Here is an 18689-nt window from a genome sequence, read left to right on the forward strand (position 1 = left end):
AGACCCGCCCCGGACCTCGATCCGGGGCCCCCCCCAGGCCCGATCCGGGCCCCCGCCGGTCGGCGCAGGGTCCCCCCGGCCTTCCCGTTTGGTCCGCGCCGCGCTAGCTGGACCGGCATGAGCGACGACTTCATCCATTTCGCCTTCACGCTTGGCGACGGTTCCGCCCCGCTGCACGGGTCGGACTCCATCGCAGCCGCCCTGCAGGAGGAGACCTGCGCCTGGGTCCATCTGCAGGCCGACGATCCGCGTTCGGACGACTGGATCGATGCCCATCTCGACTATCTGCCGGAGGCGGTGCGCGACGCGCTGATCGCCGACGCGACCCGGCCGCGGACGAGCGCGGTGGGCGACGGGGTTCTGCTGAACGTGCGGGGGGTCAACCTGAACGAGGGCGAGGATCCCGAGGACATGATCTCGGTCCGGATCTGGGCCGACCCGGCGCGGATCGTGACGCTCACCCGCCGGCCGCTGCGCAGCGTCGAGCACATGCGGGATCTGTTCGCCGCGGGAGAGGGGCCTGCCACGGCGGGACGATTCCTCGCCGTCCTGGTCGAGGAGCTGACCGAGCGGATCGGCAGCGTCGTGACCGAGATGGACGTCGATGCCGACGCGCTCGAGGACCGTCTGCTGAGGGGGGAGGAGAACGGGCTGGGCCCCCGCATCACCGATTCCCGGGCCGCGGTCGTGGATTTCCGCCGCTTCCTCGTCCCCCAGCGCGAGGCGATCGCGCGGCTCCACGGCGTGACCGGGCCGCTCCTCTCCGAGGACGACCGCTTCGAGCTGCAGGAGGCCGAGGACAACCTGCGCCGACATACCGAGGTGATCGAGAGCCTGCGCGAGCGGCTTCTGGTCCTCAAGGACGAGATCGCGAGCCTGTCCGACGCCCGGTTGAACCGGAACCTCTACATCCTGTCGGTCGTGTCGGCCGTCTTCCTGCCGCTGGGATTCCTGACGGGGCTCATGGGCATCAACCTCGCGGGGATGCCCGGCGCGAGCTGGCCGCCGGCCTTCTGGGTCTTCACCGGCGCCCTGGGCGCGCTGACGCTCGTCCTTCTCGCCCTGTTGTGGCGCTGGGGTGTGATCCGCCTGCGCCGGGCGTCCACGCGGCCGTGATCCGGCGGCGCGCGACGAGCGGCAACCGGATCCGCCGCCGCGCGTTACCCGGCGTCCGCATCAGGCGGTCGACAGAGGATCAGGACGATGGGCGAATTCAGCGACAAGGCGACGGGCGCGGCGAACAAGGTGGTCGGCGCCGTGAAGGAAGCGGCCGGCAAGGCCGGCGATGACGAGCGGCTGGAAGCCGAGGGGCGGGCCCAGAAGACGAAGGGCAAGGTCGACACCGCCAAGGGCCGCGTGAAGGGCGCGATCAACGATCTCTGAGGCGGAGCCCGGACAGCGCCCCCGGACGCGTGCCGGGGGCGGTTCGGCAGCGGGGGCGGCGGACCGGGGCTTCCCACCCCCGCGGGGGGCGCCCGTCAGATGCCGGGGGGGGGGCGCCGCGGGGGCGCACGCCTGAAAAGGGGCCCCGCAGTGCCCCTCTTGTGTGCAGATGGGCCGGGCGATCAGGCCGCGGCGGCGTTGACCCCGCCATTGACCGCGATGTCGGTCATCCGGCGGTCGCCGTCATAGGTCTGGTCGAGGCAGTCCTTCAGCACCGCCGCGTCCCCGTCGAGGCCGAGTCGGTTGGCGAAGGCGACGAGGCAGCCGTAGCCGGCGAGCGCGTAGTGGCACATCCGCTGGTACTGCGTGATGATCATCGCGTCGCGCGCATCGTCGTCGCCGAACTCCTCCTCCAGCGCGTGCGCGCGGGCCTCCTTCACGAGGCCCTCCATCCCCTTGCAATGCTCGCCGGTCGGGTCGATCCCGTGGTCGTTGCAGAGGCTGGCGATCTTGTCCATGCCCTCGGAGATGCCGTTGCCGCCGGCGATCAGCGCCTCGGACAGGGTCTCGTCGGTGGCCGCTCGGCCGAGCTCGGTCGTGGCGGCGAGGCTCTGCTTGCAGGCGCTGTAGAGGTCCTGGAGCTGGTCGAGATAGACGTCCTTGAGGTCGTTCATGGCCATGGCGGGCCTCCTTTCGGGATTGCTCGCCCGGTCAACGGAAGGGCCCCTGCCGGGGTTCCCGCCGTCTGGGCCGCGTCATCCGGCGCGGCCCCCCCGTTCGACTGCCCGGGCCTCCACGATGTCGGACATCGCGGTGAGGGCGCGGCCCATATCCGCCTTGAGCGCCGCGCGTGCCGCCTCGTCCGGGCGGCGCGGGATCCGTGCCTCCCAGCGCCGGAACAGGGCGGCCCCCCCGGTGAACGGGGCGGGCCAGACCAGACGGTCCCAGCTGGCGAGGCGCCGGCCCCTCTCCGGCGCGGCGGCGTAGAGGAAGACCGGCACTCCGCTCGCGCGCGCCCAGTCGAGCGGCGGGTCACGGACGACGCGGCGCGGCCCCCTCGGCCCGTCGGCGGCGAGGCCGATGCTCGTCCCCGCCTTCAGGCGGCCCATGACGAGCCGGGTCGCCGCAAGGCCGGTCCCGCCCAGCGCGACGGGCCGCGGGCCGAACCGGGCCTGCACCTGCCCGGCCAGCCGGGCGATCGGCGCCTCGCCGTGGACATTGGTGATCGGGCCGGCCCGGTGGGGCCAGTGCCGCGCGACGAGCGCGATATGCTCGTGCCAGAGGACGAGGATCACCGGCCCCTGCGCCAGCGCGGCGGCCAGCTCCTCCCGCCCGTCGATCCGCCAGCGGCGCGGGTCGGTGGCGGTGCCGATCCAGAGCGACAGCGGCCAGGCGAGCGGCCGCAGCAGCGCCGGATGACGGGCGAGGCGGGCACGGAGGGAGGGGCGGGGCTCGGTCACGGGATCGGGTCCGAAGGGGGAACTCGGCCCGGCGGGGGCCGATCTGGGACAGGTGGCCGACGGAGGGCCGCCGGGTCGGGGCCCCGTCCGCCGATCCGGCGGGGCAGGGCGGGCAGATGTCGCGGCGGCGTGGCGCCGTCCGCCGGGGCGGCTTATCCCCCGCGGTTCCGGCGAGGCAAGACCGCTTCCCCCTTGATCCCGCCGCACGGCGCCGGTAAGCCGCGCCCGTGGTCTAGGGGTATAGCTCAGTTGGTAGAGCGGCGGTCTCCAAAACCGTAGGTCGCGGGTTCAAGTCCTGCTGCCCCTGCCACCACCACGCGACGGCTCGATGTAGCGAGAGAGACAAGGACGATGGACCAGCACCGCACCTGATCGCTTTTCCGGCACATCAGACCTGCGAGGCCTTCCATGCCCTTTCCCTCTCCGCGAGAGATCCATCCCGTTGCGCTGCCCGGCGGCGGCCGCCATCCCGGGACCGTCTTCCTGTCCGCCGTCATCGACCATCCCCGGATCGAGATCGGCGCCTATTCCTACGCTTCCGACCGCGACCCGCCGCCCGACACGTCGGATGGCTGGGCCGGGCGGCTGGCGCCGCATCTCTACTCGTTTTCGCCCGAGCGGCTGGTGATCGGCCGGTTCTGCCAGATCGCGCACGGGGTGCGGTTCATCACGGCCTCGGCCAATCACCGCCATGACGGGATCAGCTCCTTTCCCTTCGCGATCTTCGGCGGCGGGGCCGAGGGGCGTCCCTCCATGCCGACCCGCTTTCCCGACACGGTGATCGGCAACGACGTCTGGATCGGCGAGGGGGCGATGGTCCTGCCCGGGGCCCGGATCGGCAGTGGCTGCATCCTCGGCGCCGGGGCGGTCGTGCGGGGCGAGATCCCGCCCTATTCGGTCGTGGTCGGCAATCCCGCGCGGATCGTCCGCCGCCGATTCGCCGAGGCGGAGATCGCGCGACTGCTTTCGGTCGCGTGGTGGGACTGGCCGATCGAGCGGATCGTGGAGGCGGAGGCGGCCATCTGCGGCGGCGATGTCGACGCGCTGGCGGCCGCGGCGCCCTGAGGGCCGGGCGGTTGCCCCTGGGGAAGGGGGCGCGCTAAGGAACGTCGCGCCCGGTCCGCTGGCCGGGCGCGACGTTCCCACGATGAGGCCATTCCCATGAGTCCCGCCCGTGCCGCCCTTGCCGCCGCGCTCCTCGCCCTCCTGCCCGTGCCGGCCACCGCGCAGGAAATCGACCGCGCCGATCCCGTCGCCACCGCCCGCGCCGCACTCGTCGCGTTCCGGACCCGCGATCTCGAGGCGCTGTCGCGCCTGTCGAACGAGACCAACCGCGAGACCTTCGCGCAGCTGCTCGAGGCGGGACCGGGAAGCGAGATGTACGACGAGATCTTCTCGGGCTGGCAGGTGGAGGCGGTCGACGCCTGGGACGGCGCGCTCGGCAATCCCCGCTACGACTCGCAGGGCCATGCCCACGTCCCCTTCGCCATCGACGAGGGGGAATGGGAGGGCACGCCCTATACCGACATCCTGACCCTCGTCATGACGGACGAGGGCGCCGGATGGGGGATCGAGGACATCAACAGCCCCGACCTCGAGCGCTTCGGGGACATGGCTCCGACCCCCTGATCGCCGGGGCCGACCCTTCCCGCTTGATCCGGGGGCGGAGCAGGGGCTAGGGGCTGACATGCTCTCGCAAAAGGCCCGCTACGCCCTGCATGCCGCGATCCACCTCGCGCGGGCCGAGACGCGCGTCCCCTCGGCCGAGATCGCGCAGGCCGAGGGCATCCCGCCCAAGTTCCTCGAGCAGCTCCTGGCCGAGCTGAAGCGGCGCGGCATCGTCGAGAGCCGACGCGGCCCCTCGGGGGGCTACGTGCTCGCCCGCCCGGCCAACGAGATCACCTTCGCCCAGATCCTGCGGGCGGTGGAGGGGCCCCTCGCGCTCGCCCCCTGCGCCCGCGCTGCCGCGCCCAAGCGCTGCGACGATTGCGAGGACATGGAGAGCTGCGCCATCCGGCCGATCCTCGTCGCGGTGCGCCAGACCTCCGCCCTCCTGCTCGAGGGCATGTCCCTGGCCGAGGCGGCGGGCGGCAAGAAAGTCTCGTTCGGCTAGGAAACGGGCGCCGGGCCGGCTGGATCCGGGAAGTGCGGGGCCCCCGACGATTTCTCTGGACCCAATTCCATAGTTTGATGGTAGGTAATACATGGAATCAATCAGCGCCCGGGAGGGCCCCATGGAAGACTCCTTTCTCCTCTTCGCCGCGGTGGGTTTCCTCGCGCAGATCGTCGACGGCGCGCTCGGCATGGCCTACGGGGTCGTCGCCTCGTCCGTGCTGCTGTCCTTCGGCGTGACGCCCGCCGCCGCCAGCGCCTCGACCCACTTCGCCGAGGTCTTCACGACCGGCGCCTCGGCGTCGTCTCATGTCTGGCACCGCAACGTGAACTGGCGGCTGCTGGCGGTCCTCGCCCCCGCGGGGATCCTGGGCGGCCTCGTCGGCACCTACATCCTGACCAGCTTCGACGGCGCAGTCCTGCGCCCCTTCGTGGCGGGGTATCTCGCCGTGATGGGGGTCTGGATCCTCGTCCGGGCGCTGCTGCTGCCGGAGCTGCGGGGCCGCCTGCTTCCCTATGCCGTCGCGCCGCTCGGCGGCATCGGCGGCTTCATGGACGCGGTCGGCGGCGGCGGCTGGGGGCCGACGGTGACCACCGCGATGATCGGCGCCGGCGGCGCACCGCGCGAGACGATCGGCACCGTGAACACGGCGGAGTTCTTCCTGACCGTCGCCGTCTCCGCCGCCTTCCTCTCGGCCCTCGTCACGGGCCACTGGCAGGAGGAGGCGGGACTGGCCGGCCATGCCGCGGCCGTGGCCGGCCTGATCGCGGGCGGTCTGCTCGCCGCGCCGCTGGCGGGCAAGGTCGTCTCGGTCATCCGCCCGCGGGTGCTGATGGCGATGGTGGGGGCGCTGATCGTCGCCCTCGCCGCCTACCAGTTCGGCCGGCTCTGACGCGCGCCGCCGTCCCCGGGACCGGCGGCTTGAACATCGGGCGGGGGCGGCGTATGTTGGCCCCGCTTTCCCGCGCTTGACAGGGCAGACCGATGGCCACCAACCCGCTCACCTTCATCCAGCAGACCCGCGCCGAGATCGCGAAGGTCGTCTGGCCGACGCGCCGCGAGGTGACGCTGACGACGATCATGGTCTTCCTGCTGGCGACGGTGGCGGCGATCTTCTTCAGCCTCGTCGATCTGGGGATCCGGTCCGGCCTGCAGGGCGTTCTGACCGTCTTCGGCGGCTGACGCGGCCCGCGCCGCGACGGGCGCTTGATTCCCCTCCGCGCCTTGGGTAAGAGGCGCGCGACCCGTCCTCGGGTCGGACGGGCGCGCGGCGGATTGGCCGGGCGCCCGAAATGTATCCGGCGGAGCGATCTCCGCCTGCGCCCGCGGCAGTGCGGACGCCCCGACGGGCCCGCCATCGCGGGCCGCGATGATGCCCTCCGCGCCGCCCGCGCGGACCAGAGATAGGATTTTGACATGGCGAAGCGCTGGTATTCGGTCTCGGTCCTGTCGAACTTCGAGAAGAAGATCGCCGAGCAGATCCGCACCAAGGTCGAGGAGCAGGAGCTTCAGGACCAGATCGACGAGGTCCTCGTCCCGACCGAGGACGTGATCGAGGTGCGCCGGGGCAAGAAGGTCACGACCGAGCGCCGCTTCATGCCCGGCTACGTCCTCGTCCACATGGAGATGAGCGACGAGGGCTATCACCTCATCAACTCGATCAACCGCGTCACCGGCTTCCTCGGCCCGCAGGGCCGCCCGATGCCGATGCGCGACGCCGAGGTCGAGGCGATCCTCGGCCGCGTCGAGGAGGGGCAGGAGGCGCCGCGCACCCTGATCCGCTTCGAGATCGGCGAGCGGGTCAAGGTGAACGATGGCCCGTTCGAGGATTTCGACGGCATGGTCGAGGAGGTCGACGACGACAACCAGCGCCTGAAGGTGACGGTCTCGATCTTCGGCCGCGCCACCCCCGTCGAGTTGGAATTCACCCAGGTGACCAAGCAGGGCTGATCCGACGGGTCCCGGGGGCGTGGCCGCCCCCGCGTCGATGGACGGGCGCCTCCTCCTCGTCGAGGGGGAGAGCGACGCCGTGGCCCTGCGGACGCTGGCCGAAGTGGCGGGAGGCGATCTTGCCGGGACCGGCATCGTCGTGGCGGGCGGCGCGCATGCGACCCCGCCGATCCTCCTGGCGCACGGCCCGCGCGGATCGGGCCGTCTCGTCGGGGGCCTGATCGACCGGGCAGAGGTGCCCTTCCTGATCGTCGCGCTGCGGCGGGCGGGTTTCCCATGCATACCGCCCGAGACGGCGCCGGCGCGCGCGGGGTTCGGAATCTGCGACCGGGATCTCGAGGACGAGCTGCTTCGGGCGCTGGGCGAGGATGCCGCACTCGACCTGATCGCGCGGGAGGGGGAGGCCAGCGCCCTCGCGACACTCCGGTCGCAGAGCGCCTGGGCGGACCGGCCGCTTCACGACCAGCTGCGGCGGTTCCTGGCCTCGCGCGCGGGGCGCAAGCGGCGCTATGCCGGGCTCATGGTGCGGGCCATTCCGGCGGGGCGTCATCCGGCGCCGCTGCGCCATGCGCTCGGCCTCGTCTAGCGCTCCAGCGCCCCCAGCCCGGCGAGGATCTTCGGGCGGAACTTCCCGATCCGCGCGATCCGCGTCTCCGCCTTCTTCGCGCTGTTCAGCGCTATCGCGTAGCTGCGCTGCCGGCCGGGGGTGAGGGCGTGGAACGCCTCCGCCAGCTCGGGATCGTCGTCGAGCGCCTGTTCCAGTTCCGCGGGCAGGTCGATCCCGCCCTCCTCCTTCGGGGGCCTGCGGCCCTCGGCGGCGTAGCGCGCCGCCTCCGCGAGATAGGCGCGGATCGTGGGGGCAAGGGCCTCCACATCCTCGAGCCGGGCGAACCGGATCGTGCCGGCGTGGCGGGAATTGGGGCCGGCGGGGACGAGGACGCCGTCCGGGTCGGTCATCAGGGCCGCATCGAAGAAGGTCAGCACCACGTCGGCGCGGAAGGCCCCGAGCATCGCGATATTGCGCCCATGCGCCATGTAGACCGGATGCCCCCATTTCGCCGTCTCCTCCAGCCCCGCATCCTGGCAGAGGGCGCGCAGGGCGGCGAGGGGGGCGGCGTGGAGCCGGGCCGAGCAATCGGCCGTATCGAAGCGGTCGCAGCGGCCGCAGCCGCGCGCGAAGTAGACGTCCGGATCGGTGATCATCGCGCGGTCCATGCGGCTTTCCCCTGCGGCTGTTCGCGGTCCCGGGTCCCGCAAGGAGTGGCACAGGTCGGCCCATCCGCCAAGCGATGCCGGGCGGCACGGGGGGGGGCGGGACCGGGCCCCGCCTCCCGCGGCCCCTTGCCAGCCGGGCTACCGCGGTGTAGGCGGCCGGCCTGTCGTCTCCGTTCGGGGGCGATTCATACGTGGGAGGCGACCGGCACGCGTGCCGGGACCCGGACCACGCGACATGAGCCTCCGCCGGGACGCGCCCGGGGGACGTTGCAACGAAAGGAGACACCATGGCCAAGAAAGTCATGGGGCAGCTCAAGCTGCAGGTGAAGGCCGGCCAGGCCAACCCCTCCCCGCCGGTGGGTCCCGCCCTCGGTCAGCGGGGCATCAACATCATGGAATTCTGCAAGGCGTTCAACGCCAAGACCGCGGACATGGAGCCCGGCTCGCCGATTCCGACGGTGATCACCTACTACCAGGACAAGTCCTTCACGATCGAGACGAAGTCGCCGCCGGCGTCCTTCCTCATCAAGAAGGCCGCGGGCCTCAAGCCCGTGGGCAAGCGCAACCGCCCCAAGGGGTCGGAGAAGCCCGGCAAGTCGACCGCCGGCTCGATCTCCCTCAAGCAGGTGCGCGAGATCGCCGAAGCCAAGATGAAGGACCTGAACGCGACCTCCGTCGAGGGCGCGATGCAGACCGTCGTCGGCTCGGCGAAGTCGATGGGCATCGAGGTGAAGGGGTAAGTCATGGCCAAGATCGGTAAACGCACCCGCGCCGCCCGCGACGCCTTCGCCGGCAAGGAGAACATCGCGCTCTCCGAGGCCGTCGCCCTCGTGAAGTCCAACGCGAACGCCAAGTTCGACGAGACCGTCGAGATCTCGCTGAATCTCGGCGTCGATCCGCGCCACGCCGACCAGATGGTCCGCGGCACGGTCAACCTGCCCAACGGCACCGGCAAGGCCGTGCGCGTCGCGGTCTTCGCCCGCGGCGACAAGGCCGAGGAAGCCAAGGCGGCGGGCGCCGACATCGTCGGCGCCGAGGACCTGATGGAGACCGTCCAGGGCGGCACCATCGAGTTCGACCGCTGCATCGCCACCCCGGACATGATGCCGATCGTCGGCCGTCTGGGGAAGGTGCTCGGCCCGCGCAACCTGATGCCGAACCCCAAGATCGGCACCGTCACCACCGACGTGAAGGGCGCGGTCGAGGCGGCCAAGGGCGGCCAGGTCCAGTTCAAGGTCGAGAAGGCGGGCATCGTCCATGCCGGGATCGGCAAGGCGTCCTTCGACGCCGGCAAGCTGGAAGAGAACGTCCGCGCCTTCGTCGAGGCGGTGTCGCGTGCGCGTCCCGCCGGCGCCAAGGGCACCTACATGAAGAAGGTCTCGCTCAGCTCCTCCATGGGGCCGGGCGTCAGCGTCGACGTGGCCTCCGCCACTGGCAACTGAGCCTCTTATCTGACGCTTTCGGCAAGGGCGGCCCCTCGGGGCCGCCCTTTTCCGTTTCGGGTCCGTTTCAGGCCCCCGGGAAGGACGAAGCCGGGGCAGGGCGGGCCCCGGGCCGCCGGCGGCCCCCCCACCGCGCGGCCGGGCTATTTCGCCTCGAGCCGGTTCACGAAGGCGAGCGACAGCACGACCAGCGGCAGGCCGATGGCGAAGCAGGCGCGCAGGCTGACATGCTCGCCCACGAAGCCGAGCAGAGGCGGGGTCAGCAGGAACACGATGAACGAGGTCTGGGCGAGGGCGGCGACGCTCTCGGCCGAGGGGCGGTCGCTGCGCTGCGCGGCGGCCGAGACGGCGAGCGGGAAGAGCGTCGCGTTGCCGATCCCGATCGCGGCGAAACCGGCGAAGGCGACCCACGGATTCGGGGCGAGCGCCACCAGCGCCACGCCGATCCCCAGCACGATCAGCAGGTTCCGCGCGACCGCGCGGGGCCCGAACCGGTCCACCACGGGATCGGCGAAATAGCGCATCAGGGCCTGGCTGCCCGCCGCGACCGACAGCGCGAGGCCGGCGATGAATGCGCCCGGCTGGAACGTGTCGCGCATGTAGATGATCGACCAGTCGTTCGCCGCCCCTTCCAGCATCATCGCCGACAGGGTGATCGCCAGCAGCACCATGATCATCCGGTCCGGCGCGACGAAGCGGGCGGCCGGCGCGTCCTCCACCAGCCGCGAGGGGGCGGGGCGGATGCCCTTCAGCACCACGGCCGTGGCGACCAGCGCGACCGCGTCGAGGATGACGAGGTGCAGCCAGACCGGCATGGCCAGCCCGGCCGCGGCCGCGCCGACGAGCCCCGCGGCGAAGAAGCCGAAGCTCCAGAAGGAATGGGCGCGGGACATGATCCGCCGTCCGAGCATCGCCTCCCCCCGGTCCGCCTCGAGGTTCAGGACGACCTCGATCAGCCCTATGCCGAGGCCCCCCAGCGTCAGCGCCGCGAAGAAGAGCGGGATCGTCAGGGTGGTCGCGGCGAGGGTCTGCCCCACTGCTAGCAGGACCATGCCCGCGCCGACGATCCCCTTCAGTCCCAGCCGCCGCACCAGAGGCGCCCCGAGAAGAAGCGCGATCTGCGTGCCGAGCGGCATCCCCAGCAGACCGAGGCCGAGCGCCCCCTCCTCCACCCCGAGTCGCACCTGCATGTCGTAGAGCCGCGACAGGATCGCGCCCAGCACCACGGCGTAGAGGAAGAAGAGCGCGAAGACGGCGCGGTGATGCGTCAGGGCCCTTGCGGTCATCGGGGCGGCGGCGGTCGTCATGGTGTCGTCTTCCGGGAAGGGGCGTCGCGGGCTACGTGCCGCCGCCGGTCGCCCGGGGTCAAGGGGAGGCGCTGCAAAGCCCGCCCCACGAAAAAGGGGCGCCCGAGGGCGCCCCTTCGTTCGGGATGATCGTGCGGGATCAGTCCCAGAACCCTTCGTCCACGTCGGGAAGCTGCTCGAGCTCCTCCTCGCTCAGACGGGTGACGAACGCGTAGGTCGCATCGTCCACCGCGACGAGGTTGACGTCGCCGGTGGAGACCAGCACGTGCTTGTCGCCAATGTCGAGGAAGCCGCCGACCTCGGCCACGATGCCGATCATCTGGCCGTTGGTGTCGAGGACGACATCCTCGATCTCGCCGATGTTGTTCCAGCCTTCGCCCACACCGTCATAGGCGGTGTTGGGGCTCCAGCCTTCGTCGTCGGCGGGGTTCATGGTGTAGACGTTGCCGCCTGTGATGTCGCGGGTGCGGATCAGCTCCGCGCGGTCCATGTTCGCCATGTCGGCGGTCGTCATGGCCTCGGTGGTCATCGTGTCCTGCGCGACGAGCGGGCCGGCGACGAGGGACGCGGCGAGGGCGGCGGGAATGGCGTATTTCATGTCGAACCTCTTGAGTTGGTTTCGATTGCGCTTTCCCAACGGCTCAGCATCGGCCGGGTTCCGCCGGCTCGCCTGCCGAAATGCGCTCACCCGGGGTCAGTCCGGGGCGGCGGGACGCCTTACCCGGCTTCGGACGGGCCGCCCTTCTCCTTCCAGTCGGGGAAGCCGCCGGCATTGGCCAGATGCTTGAAACCCATGTCGTGCAGGGTCTTGCCCGAGAGAGCCGCCTGGCCGCCCTTGCCGCAGATCAGCACGATGTCGGCATCGGGCGTCAGAGCGGGGTCGTGGAACGGCGTGTTCGGGTCGGCGACGAACTCGATCATGCCGCGCGGGATGCGCTTGGCCCCTTCGATCGTTCCGGTCCTGGCGATGTCGCCGCTGTCGCGCACGTCGACGAAGAGCGTGTTGCCCGACTTGTGCTTGGCCACGGCGTCGTCGAAGCCGATCCTGGGGACGACGGCATTGGCCTTGTCGAGAAAGTCCTGCGCGGTCTTCATGGGGATCTCCCTTCCTTGCCTTGTGCGAGGGTCGAGATAGCGGCCGGCCGGGCGGCGGAAAGGAGCGCGCGTGTCGCGGGAAGAAGAGGCGATGGCGCGGTCCGGGGCGCCGCTGACGCGCGGGGCGCTGGCGGGGGCGCTGCGGCAGGCGGGCCTGCGGGCGGGCGACGTGGCCCTGGCCCATGCCGCGATGTCGCGGCTGGGCTGGCTGCCGGGGGCGGCCCAGTCGGTGCTGGAGGCGCTGCGCGACGTGCTGGGGCCCGGGGGAACCCTGGCGATGAACGGCGACAGCACGCAGCTGACCGACCCGGGCGCATGGGTGGCCCCGCCTCTGCCGCCCGGATGGGTGGACGAGGTGCGGGACGCGATGCCGCACTTCGATCCGGGGCTGACGCCGACTCGGGGGCTCAGCCGCGTGAACGAGGCGCTCCGCGCGGTGCACGGCGTGGAGCGCTCGCACCACCCGGCACAATCGCTCCTGGCCCTCGGGCCCGCCGCGGCCGACCTGACGCGCGGCCATCCGCTGGCCCCCGCGCAGGGCGAGGGGTCGCCCCTCGCGCGGCTCTACGATGCCGATGCGAGGATCGTCCTGCTGGGCGCGGGATGGGAGTCCTGCACCGCCTTCCACCTCGCCGAATGGCGCGTGCCCGGCGTCGCGCCGCGCCGCGTCCGCTTGCCGGTCCGGCGCGAGGGCGGCCGGACGATCTGGCAGGAGGTGGAGGAGGTCGAAGGCTTCGCCGACCGCTTCGCCGGGATCGGTGCGGCCTTCGTCCGTACCGGCCGGGTGGGCGAGGGGCTCGGGGGTCGGGTCCGGGTGATGCCGATGCGGGCCCTCGTCGACTTCGCCGCGGCGCATGTCGCCGCGGGACCGGGGAAGACCGGAGCCTGAGACCGCGCGGGAATGGCGCCCGCCCCTTGGCAAGCCCCGCCGCAGCCGCTAGGGAGGCACCCGAAGGCGTCCCGCGCGATTCGGGCGCGTCTTCGTTTCGTCCGAGACGGTGGGTGGGCCCCAAGGCCGCTAAATCCTGCCCGAGACGGGAACAGACCAGATTGGCCGGACGCGCCCGATGCGGGCCCGCGTTCCGGGGCAGTTTCGGCTCCTCCCCGTTGACAGGACTACGCCGCCGTTCCTCGGCTCTCGGGGATCGGCACGACTGAGCCGGGGGAAACCCCAACTTGGAGTGAAACTGTGGATAGAGCCCAGAAAGAGAAAGTGGTCGAGGAACTCGGCCAGATCTTCGAAAGCTCTGGCGTCGTGGTGGTTGCCCGCTACGAAGGCATGACGGTTGCTCAGATGCAGGACCTGCGCGCGAAGATGCGTGATGCGGGCGGGTCCGTGCGCGTTGCCAAGAACAGGCTCGCCAAGATCGCCCTCGAGGGCAAGCCGTGCGAGAGCATCGGCGAGTACCTCACGGGCATGACCGTGTTGTCCTATTCCGAAGATCCCGTGGCCGCGGCCAAGGTGGTCGACGAATACGCCAAGGGGAACGACAAGCTCGTCATCCTCGGCGGTGCCATGGGCGACACGGCTCTCGATCCTGCCGGTGTGCAGGCCGTCGCCAAGATGCCCAGCCGCGAGGAGCTCATCGCTTCCATCGTGGGCTGCATCGCCGCGCCGGCCTCGAACATCGCCGGGGCGATCGGCGCACCTGCCTCGAACATCGCGAGCATCCTTTCGACCATCGAGGAGCGGGCGGACGCCGCCTGACTCCTCAATGTCTGCGGGGCCGGGTCCGGCCCCGTCGTTGGAACACACCTAAAGCAAACGGATACCTGAAATGGCCGATCTGAAAAAACTCGCCGAAGAGATCGTGGGTCTGACCCTTCTCGAGGCCCAGGAACTGAAGACCATCCTCAAGGATGAGTACGGCATCGAGCCCGCCGCCGGCGGCGCGGTGATGATGGCCGGCCCCGCCGCCGGCGGCGCCGCCGAGGCAGCCGAGGAGAAGACCGAGTTCGACGTCGTCCTCAAGGATGCCGGCGCGCAGAAGATCAACGTGATCAAGGAAGTCCGCGGCATCACCGGCCTCGGCCTCAAGGAAGCCAAGGACCTCGTCGAGGCCGGCGGCAAGATCAAGGAAGCCGCTCCCAAGGCGGAAGCCGAAGAGATCAAGGCGAAGCTGGAAGCGGCCGGCGCCAAGGTCGAACTGGCCTGAGGCGGGCCGCGGTGCGTGGCGAGCACGCACCCTACGGCGGAAATGGAGCGGCGGTCCCGAACGGGGCCGCCGCTTCTGCGTTCCGGCGGGCATGGGCGCGCGCGATGGCCCTTGACGTCCGCGTCCGCCGCCCCCTTGCGCTTGCGGCGAATCTGCCATAGATGCCGCCTCGTGCCGCAGCCCCAAACGTAAACACATCGCCAACCATCCGACCGCTGATCTCTCAGAGGGCAGGAAATCCTGCGTTCTGACGGGTCAGTTGACCGTTTCGAGAGAGGCGTTTGGGCGCGCCTCGAGCATGGAGACGGTCCCGACCGAACAGTGAGCGCCCTTCGGTGTCCCGGCCGAAGTACGCCCGCCAGACGCATGGAGTTCCCCGCAGCATGGCTCAGTCGTTCCTCGGACAGAAGCGCCTTCGCAAGTATTACGGCAAGATCCGCGAAGTGCTGGAGATGCCGAACCTCATCGAGGTTCAGAAATCCTCCTACGATCTCTTCCTGAACTCCGGCGACCAGCCCGAGCCGCAGGACGGCGAGGGGATCCGGGGCGTGTTCCAGTCGGTCTTCCCGATCAAGGACTTCAACGAGACGGCCACGCTCGAATTCGTGAAGTACGAGCTCGAGAAGCCCAAATACGACGTCGAGGAATGCCAGCAGCGCGACATGACCTATGCCGCGCCGCTGAAGGTGACGCTGCGCCTCATCGTGTTCGACGTGGACGAGGACACGGGCGCCAAGTCGGTCAAGGACATCAAGGAGCAGGACGTCTTCATGGGCGACATGCCCCTGATGACGCCGAACGGCACCTTCATCGTCAACGGGACCGAGCGGGTCATCGTCAGCCAGATGCACCGCTCCCCGGGCGTGTTCTTCGACCATGACAAGGGCAAGACGCACAGCTCGGGCAAGCTGCTCTTCGCCTGCCGGATCATCCCCTATCGCGGCTCCTGGCTGGACTTCGAGTTCGACGCCAAGGATCTCGTCTACGCGCGCATCGACCGCCGCCGGAAGCTGCCGGTGACGACGCTGCTCTATGCGCTCGGCCTCGACCAGGAAGGCATCATGGATGCCTACTACAACACGGTCGACTACACCTTCGACCGCAAGGCGCAGGCCTGGCGCACGAAGTTCTTCCCCGAGCGGGTGCGCGGCACGCGCCCGACCTACGATCTCGTCGACGCCGATACGGGCGAGGTGATCGCCAAGGCCGGCGACAAGGTCACGCCGCGCGCGGTCAAGAAGATGATCGACGAGGGGAAGATCACCGACCTGCTGCTGCCCTACCGGCAGATCGTCGGGAAATACGTCGCCCGCGACATCATCAACGAGGAGACCGGCGCGATCTATGTCGAGGCCGGCGACGAGCTGACGCTCGAGATGGACAAGGACGGCGAGGTCATCGGCGGCTCCGTCAAGGAGCTGATGGATGCCGGGATCGAGACGATCCCCGTGCTCGACATCGACAACATCAATGTCGGTCCGTACATGCGGAACACGATGGCCGCGGACAAGAACATGAACCGCGAAGGCGCGCTCATGGACATCTACCGGGTCATGCGCCCGGGCGAGCCGCCGACCGTCGACGCCGCCTCGGCGCTGTTCGACCAGCTGTTCTTCGACGGCGAGCGCTACGACCTGTCGGCCGTGGGCCGGGTCAAGATGAACATGCGCCTCGACCTCGACGCGCCGGACACCCAGCGCACGCTGCGCCGCGAGGACATCCTCGCCTGCATCAAGGCGCTGGTCGACCTGCGCGATGGCAAGGGCGAGATCGACGACATCGACCACCTCGGCAACCGCCGGGTGCGCTCGGTCGGCGAGCTGATGGAGAACCAGTACCGCGTCGGCCTGCTGCGGATGGAGCGCGCCATCAAGGAGCGCATGTCCTCGGTCGAAATCGACACGGTGATGCCGCAGGACCTGATCAACGCCAAGCCGGCGGCCGCCGCGGTGCGCGAGTTCTTCGGCTCCTCGCAGCTGTCGCAGTTCATGGACCAGACCAACCCGCTGTCGGAAGTGACGCACAAGCGGCGTCTCTCGGCCCTCGGGCCGGGCGGCCTGACGCGCGAGCGCGCGGGCTTCGAGGTGCGCGACGTGCACCCGACCCATTACGGCCGGATGTGCCCGATCGAGACGCCGGAAGGCCCGAACATCGGTCTCATCAACTCGCTCGCCACATTCGCGCGGGTGAACAAGTACGGCTTCATCGAGACGCCCTACCGCAAGGTCCAGAACGCGCAGGTGACGGACGAAGTCCATTACATGTCCGCGACCGAGGAACAGCGTCACACGGTGGCGCAGGCCAACGCCGCGATTGACGACAAGGGCAACCTCGTCAACGAGTTCGTCAACACGCGGCAGGCCGGTGAATACACGCTGGCCCCGTCCGAGAGCGTCGACCTGATCGACGTGTCGCCCAAGCAGCTCGTCTCGGTCGCCGCCTCGCTGATCCCGTTCCTCGAGAACGACGACGCGAACCGCGCGCTCATGGGCTCGAACATGCAGCGGCAGGCCGTGCCGCTCCTCCAGGCCGAGGCGCCGCTCGTCGGTACCGGCATCGAGGGCAAGGTCGCCATCGATTCCGGCGCCGCCATCCAGGCGCGCCGGGCCGGCGTGATCGATCAGGTCGACGCGCAGCGGATCGTCGTGCGCGCGACCGAGGACCTGTCCCTCGGCGATGCGGGCGTCGACATCTACCGCCTGCGCAAGTTCCAGCGGTCGAACCAGAACACCTGCATCAACCAGCGTCCGCTGGTGAAGGTGGGCGACACGGTGGGCAAGGGCGAGGTCATCGCCGACGGCCCGTCGACCGATCTGGGCGAGCTGGCGCTGGGCAAGAACGTCCTCGTCGCGTTCATGCCGTGGAACGGCTACAACTACGAGGACTCGATCCTGATCTCCGAGCGGATCGTGAAGGACGACGTCTTCACCTCGATCCATATCGAGGTCTTCGACGTGGCCGCCCGCGACACCAAGCTGGGCCCGGAAGAGATCACCCGCGACATTCCGAACGTCGGCGAGGAGGCGCTGCGCAACCTCGACGAGGCGGGCATCGTCTATATCGGCGCCGAAGTGGGGCCGGGCGACATCCTCGTGGGCAAGATCACCCCGAAAGGTGAATCCCCGATGACGCCGGAGGAGAAACTCCTCCGCGCCATCTTCGGGGAGAAGGCGTCGGACGTGCGCGACACGTCGCTGCGCCTGCCGCCCGGCGATTACGGCACTGTGGTCGAGGTCCGCGTCTTCAACCGGCACGGCATCGACAAGGACGAGCGCGCCCTGCAGATCGAGCGCGAGGAGATTGCGCGTCTCGGCCGCGACCGGGACGACGAGCTCGCCATCCTCGACCGCAACATCTACGCCCGCCTGCGCGATCTCATCCTCGGCAAGAAGGCCGTGAAGGGTCCCAAGGGCTTCAAGTCCGGCGAGATCACGGCCGAGCTGCTCGACGATCAGCTGTCCCGCGGCCAGTGGTGGCAGCTCGCCCTCGAGGACGAGGACGACGCCAAGATCATGGAGGCCCTGAACGAGCAGTACGAGGTGCAGAAGCGCACGCTCGACGCCCGGTTCGAGGACAAGGTCGAGAAGGTCCGCCGCGGCGACGACCTGCCCCCCGGCGTGATGAAGATGGTCAAGGTCTTCGTCGCGGTGAAGCGCAAGCTGCAGCCCGGCGACAAGATGGCCGGCCGTCACGGCAACAAGGGCGTGGTGTCCAAGGTGATCCCGCAGGAGGACATGCCCTTCCTCGAGGACGGCACCCCCGTCGACGTCTGCCTCAATCCGCTCGGCGTGCCGAGCCGGATGAACGTGGGGCAGATCCTCGAGTGCCACATGGGCTGGGCCAGCCGGAACCTGGGCATCAAGATCGACCAGGCGCTGGAGGGCTATCGCCGGTCCGGCGACATGACCCCCGTCCGCGAGGCGATGAAGCTGGCCTATGGCGACGACGTCTACGAAGAGGGCATCGCCGAGACGCCGGAAGAGGCCCTGATCGAGATGGCCGGCAATGTCCGCAAGGGCGTGCCGATCGCGACGCCGGTCTTCGACGGCGCGAAGGAGCCGGATGTCGACGACATGCTCCAGCGCGCGGGCTTCGACACGTCGGGGCAATCCTGGCTGTTCGACGGTCGCACCGGCGAGCGGTTCCAGCGTCAGGTGACGGTGGGGATGAAGTACATCCTCAAGCTGCACCACCTGGTCGACGACAAGATCCACGCCCGTTCGACGGGGCCGTACTCGCTCGTCACCCAGCAGCCGCTGGGCGGCAAGGCGCAGTTCGGCGGCCAGCGCTTCGGCGAGATGGAGGTCTGGGCGCTGGAAGCCTACGGCGCCGCCTACACCCTGCAGGAGATGCTCACGGTGAAGTCGGACGACGTGGCCGGCCGGACCAAGGTCTACGAGGCGATCGTCAAGGGCGAGGACAACTTCGAGGCGGGCGTTCCCGAGAGCTTCAACGTGCTCGTCAAGGAAGTCCGCGGCCTCGGCCTGAACATGGAACTCCTGGACGCGGAGGAGGAGGAATAACGGCGCGTGCAAGCACGCACCCTACGCCTTTGTCCGTAGGGTGCG

At 70.0% G+C, this 18689-nt stretch carries 21 protein-coding genes and 1 tRNA gene; 16 read left to right on the forward strand and 6 right to left on the reverse strand.

Features of this window, described 5'->3' with window-relative positions; genetic code table 11:
- Positions 1 to 117: 117 nt before the first annotated feature.
- Positions 118 to 1116, forward strand: coding sequence for a zinc transporter ZntB (locus BUE30_RS04825; RefSeq protein ID WP_073326736.1), 999 nt, complete (start codon positions 118 to 120; stop codon positions 1114 to 1116).
- A gap of 87 nt (positions 1117 to 1203) precedes the next feature.
- A complete protein-coding gene (locus BUE30_RS04830) occupies positions 1204 to 1383 on the forward strand; it encodes a CsbD family protein (RefSeq protein WP_073326737.1) in 180 nt (59 codons plus the stop codon).
- A 182-nt stretch (positions 1384 to 1565) separates the two neighbouring features.
- On the opposite strand, the gene BUE30_RS04835 is transcribed toward BUE30_RS04830, so the two are convergent.
- Together BUE30_RS04835 and BUE30_RS04840 are read right to left on the reverse strand one after the other, a co-directional pair.
- Positions 1566 to 2063 carry a ferritin-like domain-containing protein gene (locus BUE30_RS04835; protein WP_073326738.1) on the reverse strand — a complete coding sequence of 166 codons (498 nt, stop codon included), beginning with the start codon at positions 2061 to 2063 and terminating at the stop codon, positions 1566 to 1568.
- A 75-nt stretch (positions 2064 to 2138) separates the two neighbouring features.
- Positions 2139 to 2843 carry a lysophospholipid acyltransferase family protein gene (locus BUE30_RS04840; protein ID WP_083601134.1) on the reverse strand — a complete coding sequence of 235 codons (705 nt, stop codon included), beginning with the start codon at positions 2841 to 2843 and terminating at the stop codon, positions 2139 to 2141.
- A gap of 234 nt (positions 2844 to 3077) precedes the next feature.
- Between BUE30_RS04840 and BUE30_RS04845 the strand changes: the two genes are divergently transcribed.
- The 8 genes from BUE30_RS04845 (at position 3078) to BUE30_RS04880 (ending at position 7492) form a co-directional block, all read left to right on the forward strand.
- Positions 3078 to 3153, forward strand: a tRNA-Trp gene (locus tag BUE30_RS04845).
- 98 nt (positions 3154 to 3251) lie between these two features.
- Positions 3252 to 3908, forward strand: a complete 657-nt coding sequence (locus tag BUE30_RS04850; RefSeq protein WP_083601136.1) for a CatB-related O-acetyltransferase — start codon at positions 3252 to 3254, stop codon at positions 3906 to 3908.
- Between the two features lie 96 nt (positions 3909 to 4004).
- Complete coding sequence (locus BUE30_RS04855; RefSeq protein WP_073326739.1) at positions 4005 to 4472, forward strand: hypothetical protein; 468 nt, start codon at positions 4005 to 4007, stop codon at positions 4470 to 4472.
- A 58-nt stretch (positions 4473 to 4530) separates the two neighbouring features.
- Complete coding sequence (locus BUE30_RS04860) at positions 4531 to 4956, forward strand: RrF2 family transcriptional regulator (RefSeq protein ID WP_073326740.1); 426 nt, start codon at positions 4531 to 4533, stop codon at positions 4954 to 4956.
- Positions 4957 to 5077: 121 nt separating this feature from the next.
- Complete coding sequence (locus tag BUE30_RS04865) at positions 5078 to 5848, forward strand: sulfite exporter TauE/SafE family protein (protein WP_073326741.1); 771 nt, start codon at positions 5078 to 5080, stop codon at positions 5846 to 5848.
- A gap of 92 nt (positions 5849 to 5940) precedes the next feature.
- The gene (secE, locus tag BUE30_RS04870) at positions 5941 to 6138 is read left to right on the forward strand and encodes a preprotein translocase subunit SecE (protein WP_073326742.1); all 198 of its coding nucleotides are present in this window, start codon (positions 5941 to 5943) and stop codon (positions 6136 to 6138) included.
- A 234-nt stretch (positions 6139 to 6372) separates the two neighbouring features.
- Positions 6373 to 6906, forward strand: coding sequence for a transcription termination/antitermination protein NusG (nusG, locus tag BUE30_RS04875; protein WP_073326743.1), 534 nt, complete (start codon positions 6373 to 6375; stop codon positions 6904 to 6906).
- 19 nt (positions 6907 to 6925) lie between these two features.
- Positions 6926 to 7492, forward strand: coding sequence for a hypothetical protein (locus BUE30_RS04880; protein WP_083601138.1), 567 nt, complete (start codon positions 6926 to 6928; stop codon positions 7490 to 7492).
- On the opposite strand, the gene BUE30_RS04885 is transcribed toward BUE30_RS04880, so the two are convergent.
- A complete protein-coding gene (locus tag BUE30_RS04885) occupies positions 7489 to 8121 on the reverse strand; it encodes a YdeI/OmpD-associated family protein (RefSeq protein ID WP_073326744.1) in 633 nt (210 codons plus the stop codon). The genes BUE30_RS04880 and BUE30_RS04885 overlap by 4 nt on opposite strands.
- A 287-nt stretch (positions 8122 to 8408) precedes the next feature.
- On the opposite strand from BUE30_RS04885, the gene rplK reads away from it, so the two are divergent.
- Both rplK and rplA read left to right on the forward strand, forming a co-directional pair.
- On the forward strand, positions 8409 to 8861 hold the full coding sequence (gene rplK, locus BUE30_RS04890) for a 50S ribosomal protein L11 (protein WP_073326745.1): 453 nt from the start codon (positions 8409 to 8411) through the stop codon (positions 8859 to 8861).
- A 3-nt stretch (positions 8862 to 8864) separates the two neighbouring features.
- Entirely contained in the window at positions 8865 to 9563 is a 699-nt protein-coding gene (gene rplA, locus BUE30_RS04895; RefSeq protein ID WP_073326746.1) for a 50S ribosomal protein L1, read from the forward strand.
- Between the two features lie 143 nt (positions 9564 to 9706).
- On the opposite strand, the gene BUE30_RS04900 is transcribed toward rplA, so the two are convergent.
- From BUE30_RS04900 to BUE30_RS04910, 3 genes are all read right to left on the reverse strand, one after another.
- Complete coding sequence (locus BUE30_RS04900; protein WP_073326747.1) at positions 9707 to 10870, reverse strand: MFS transporter; 1164 nt, start codon at positions 10868 to 10870, stop codon at positions 9707 to 9709.
- A 139-nt stretch (positions 10871 to 11009) separates the two neighbouring features.
- Entirely contained in the window at positions 11010 to 11468 is a 459-nt protein-coding gene (locus tag BUE30_RS04905) for a PRC-barrel domain-containing protein (protein ID WP_073326748.1), read from the reverse strand.
- Between the two features lie 119 nt (positions 11469 to 11587).
- The gene (locus BUE30_RS04910; protein ID WP_073326749.1) at positions 11588 to 11965 is read right to left on the reverse strand and encodes a rhodanese-like domain-containing protein; all 378 of its coding nucleotides are present in this window, start codon (positions 11963 to 11965) and stop codon (positions 11588 to 11590) included.
- Between the two features lie 70 nt (positions 11966 to 12035).
- On the opposite strand from BUE30_RS04910, the gene BUE30_RS04915 reads away from it, so the two are divergent.
- The 4 genes from BUE30_RS04915 to rpoB all read left to right on the forward strand — a co-directional run bounded on the left by BUE30_RS04915 (position 12036) and on the right by rpoB (position 18644).
- Complete coding sequence (locus tag BUE30_RS04915) at positions 12036 to 12854, forward strand: AAC(3) family N-acetyltransferase (protein ID WP_083601140.1); 819 nt, start codon at positions 12036 to 12038, stop codon at positions 12852 to 12854.
- Positions 12855 to 13154: 300 nt separating this feature from the next.
- Positions 13155 to 13673: a 50S ribosomal protein L10 gene (gene rplJ / locus BUE30_RS04920; protein ID WP_073326750.1), complete on the forward strand. Its 519-nt coding sequence runs from the start codon at positions 13155 to 13157 to the stop codon at positions 13671 to 13673.
- 70 nt (positions 13674 to 13743) lie between these two features.
- On the forward strand, positions 13744 to 14121 hold the full coding sequence (gene rplL, locus BUE30_RS04925; protein ID WP_073326751.1) for a 50S ribosomal protein L7/L12: 378 nt from the start codon (positions 13744 to 13746) through the stop codon (positions 14119 to 14121).
- Between the two features lie 383 nt (positions 14122 to 14504).
- Positions 14505 to 18644, forward strand: coding sequence for a DNA-directed RNA polymerase subunit beta (gene rpoB / locus BUE30_RS04930; RefSeq protein WP_073326752.1), 4140 nt, complete (start codon positions 14505 to 14507; stop codon positions 18642 to 18644).
- Positions 18645 to 18689 lie beyond the last annotated feature (45 nt).

Origin of the sequence: Wenxinia saemankumensis, from assembly GCF_900141735.1 — a bacterium.
Taxonomy (GTDB): domain Bacteria; phylum Pseudomonadota; class Alphaproteobacteria; order Rhodobacterales; family Rhodobacteraceae; genus Wenxinia; species Wenxinia saemankumensis.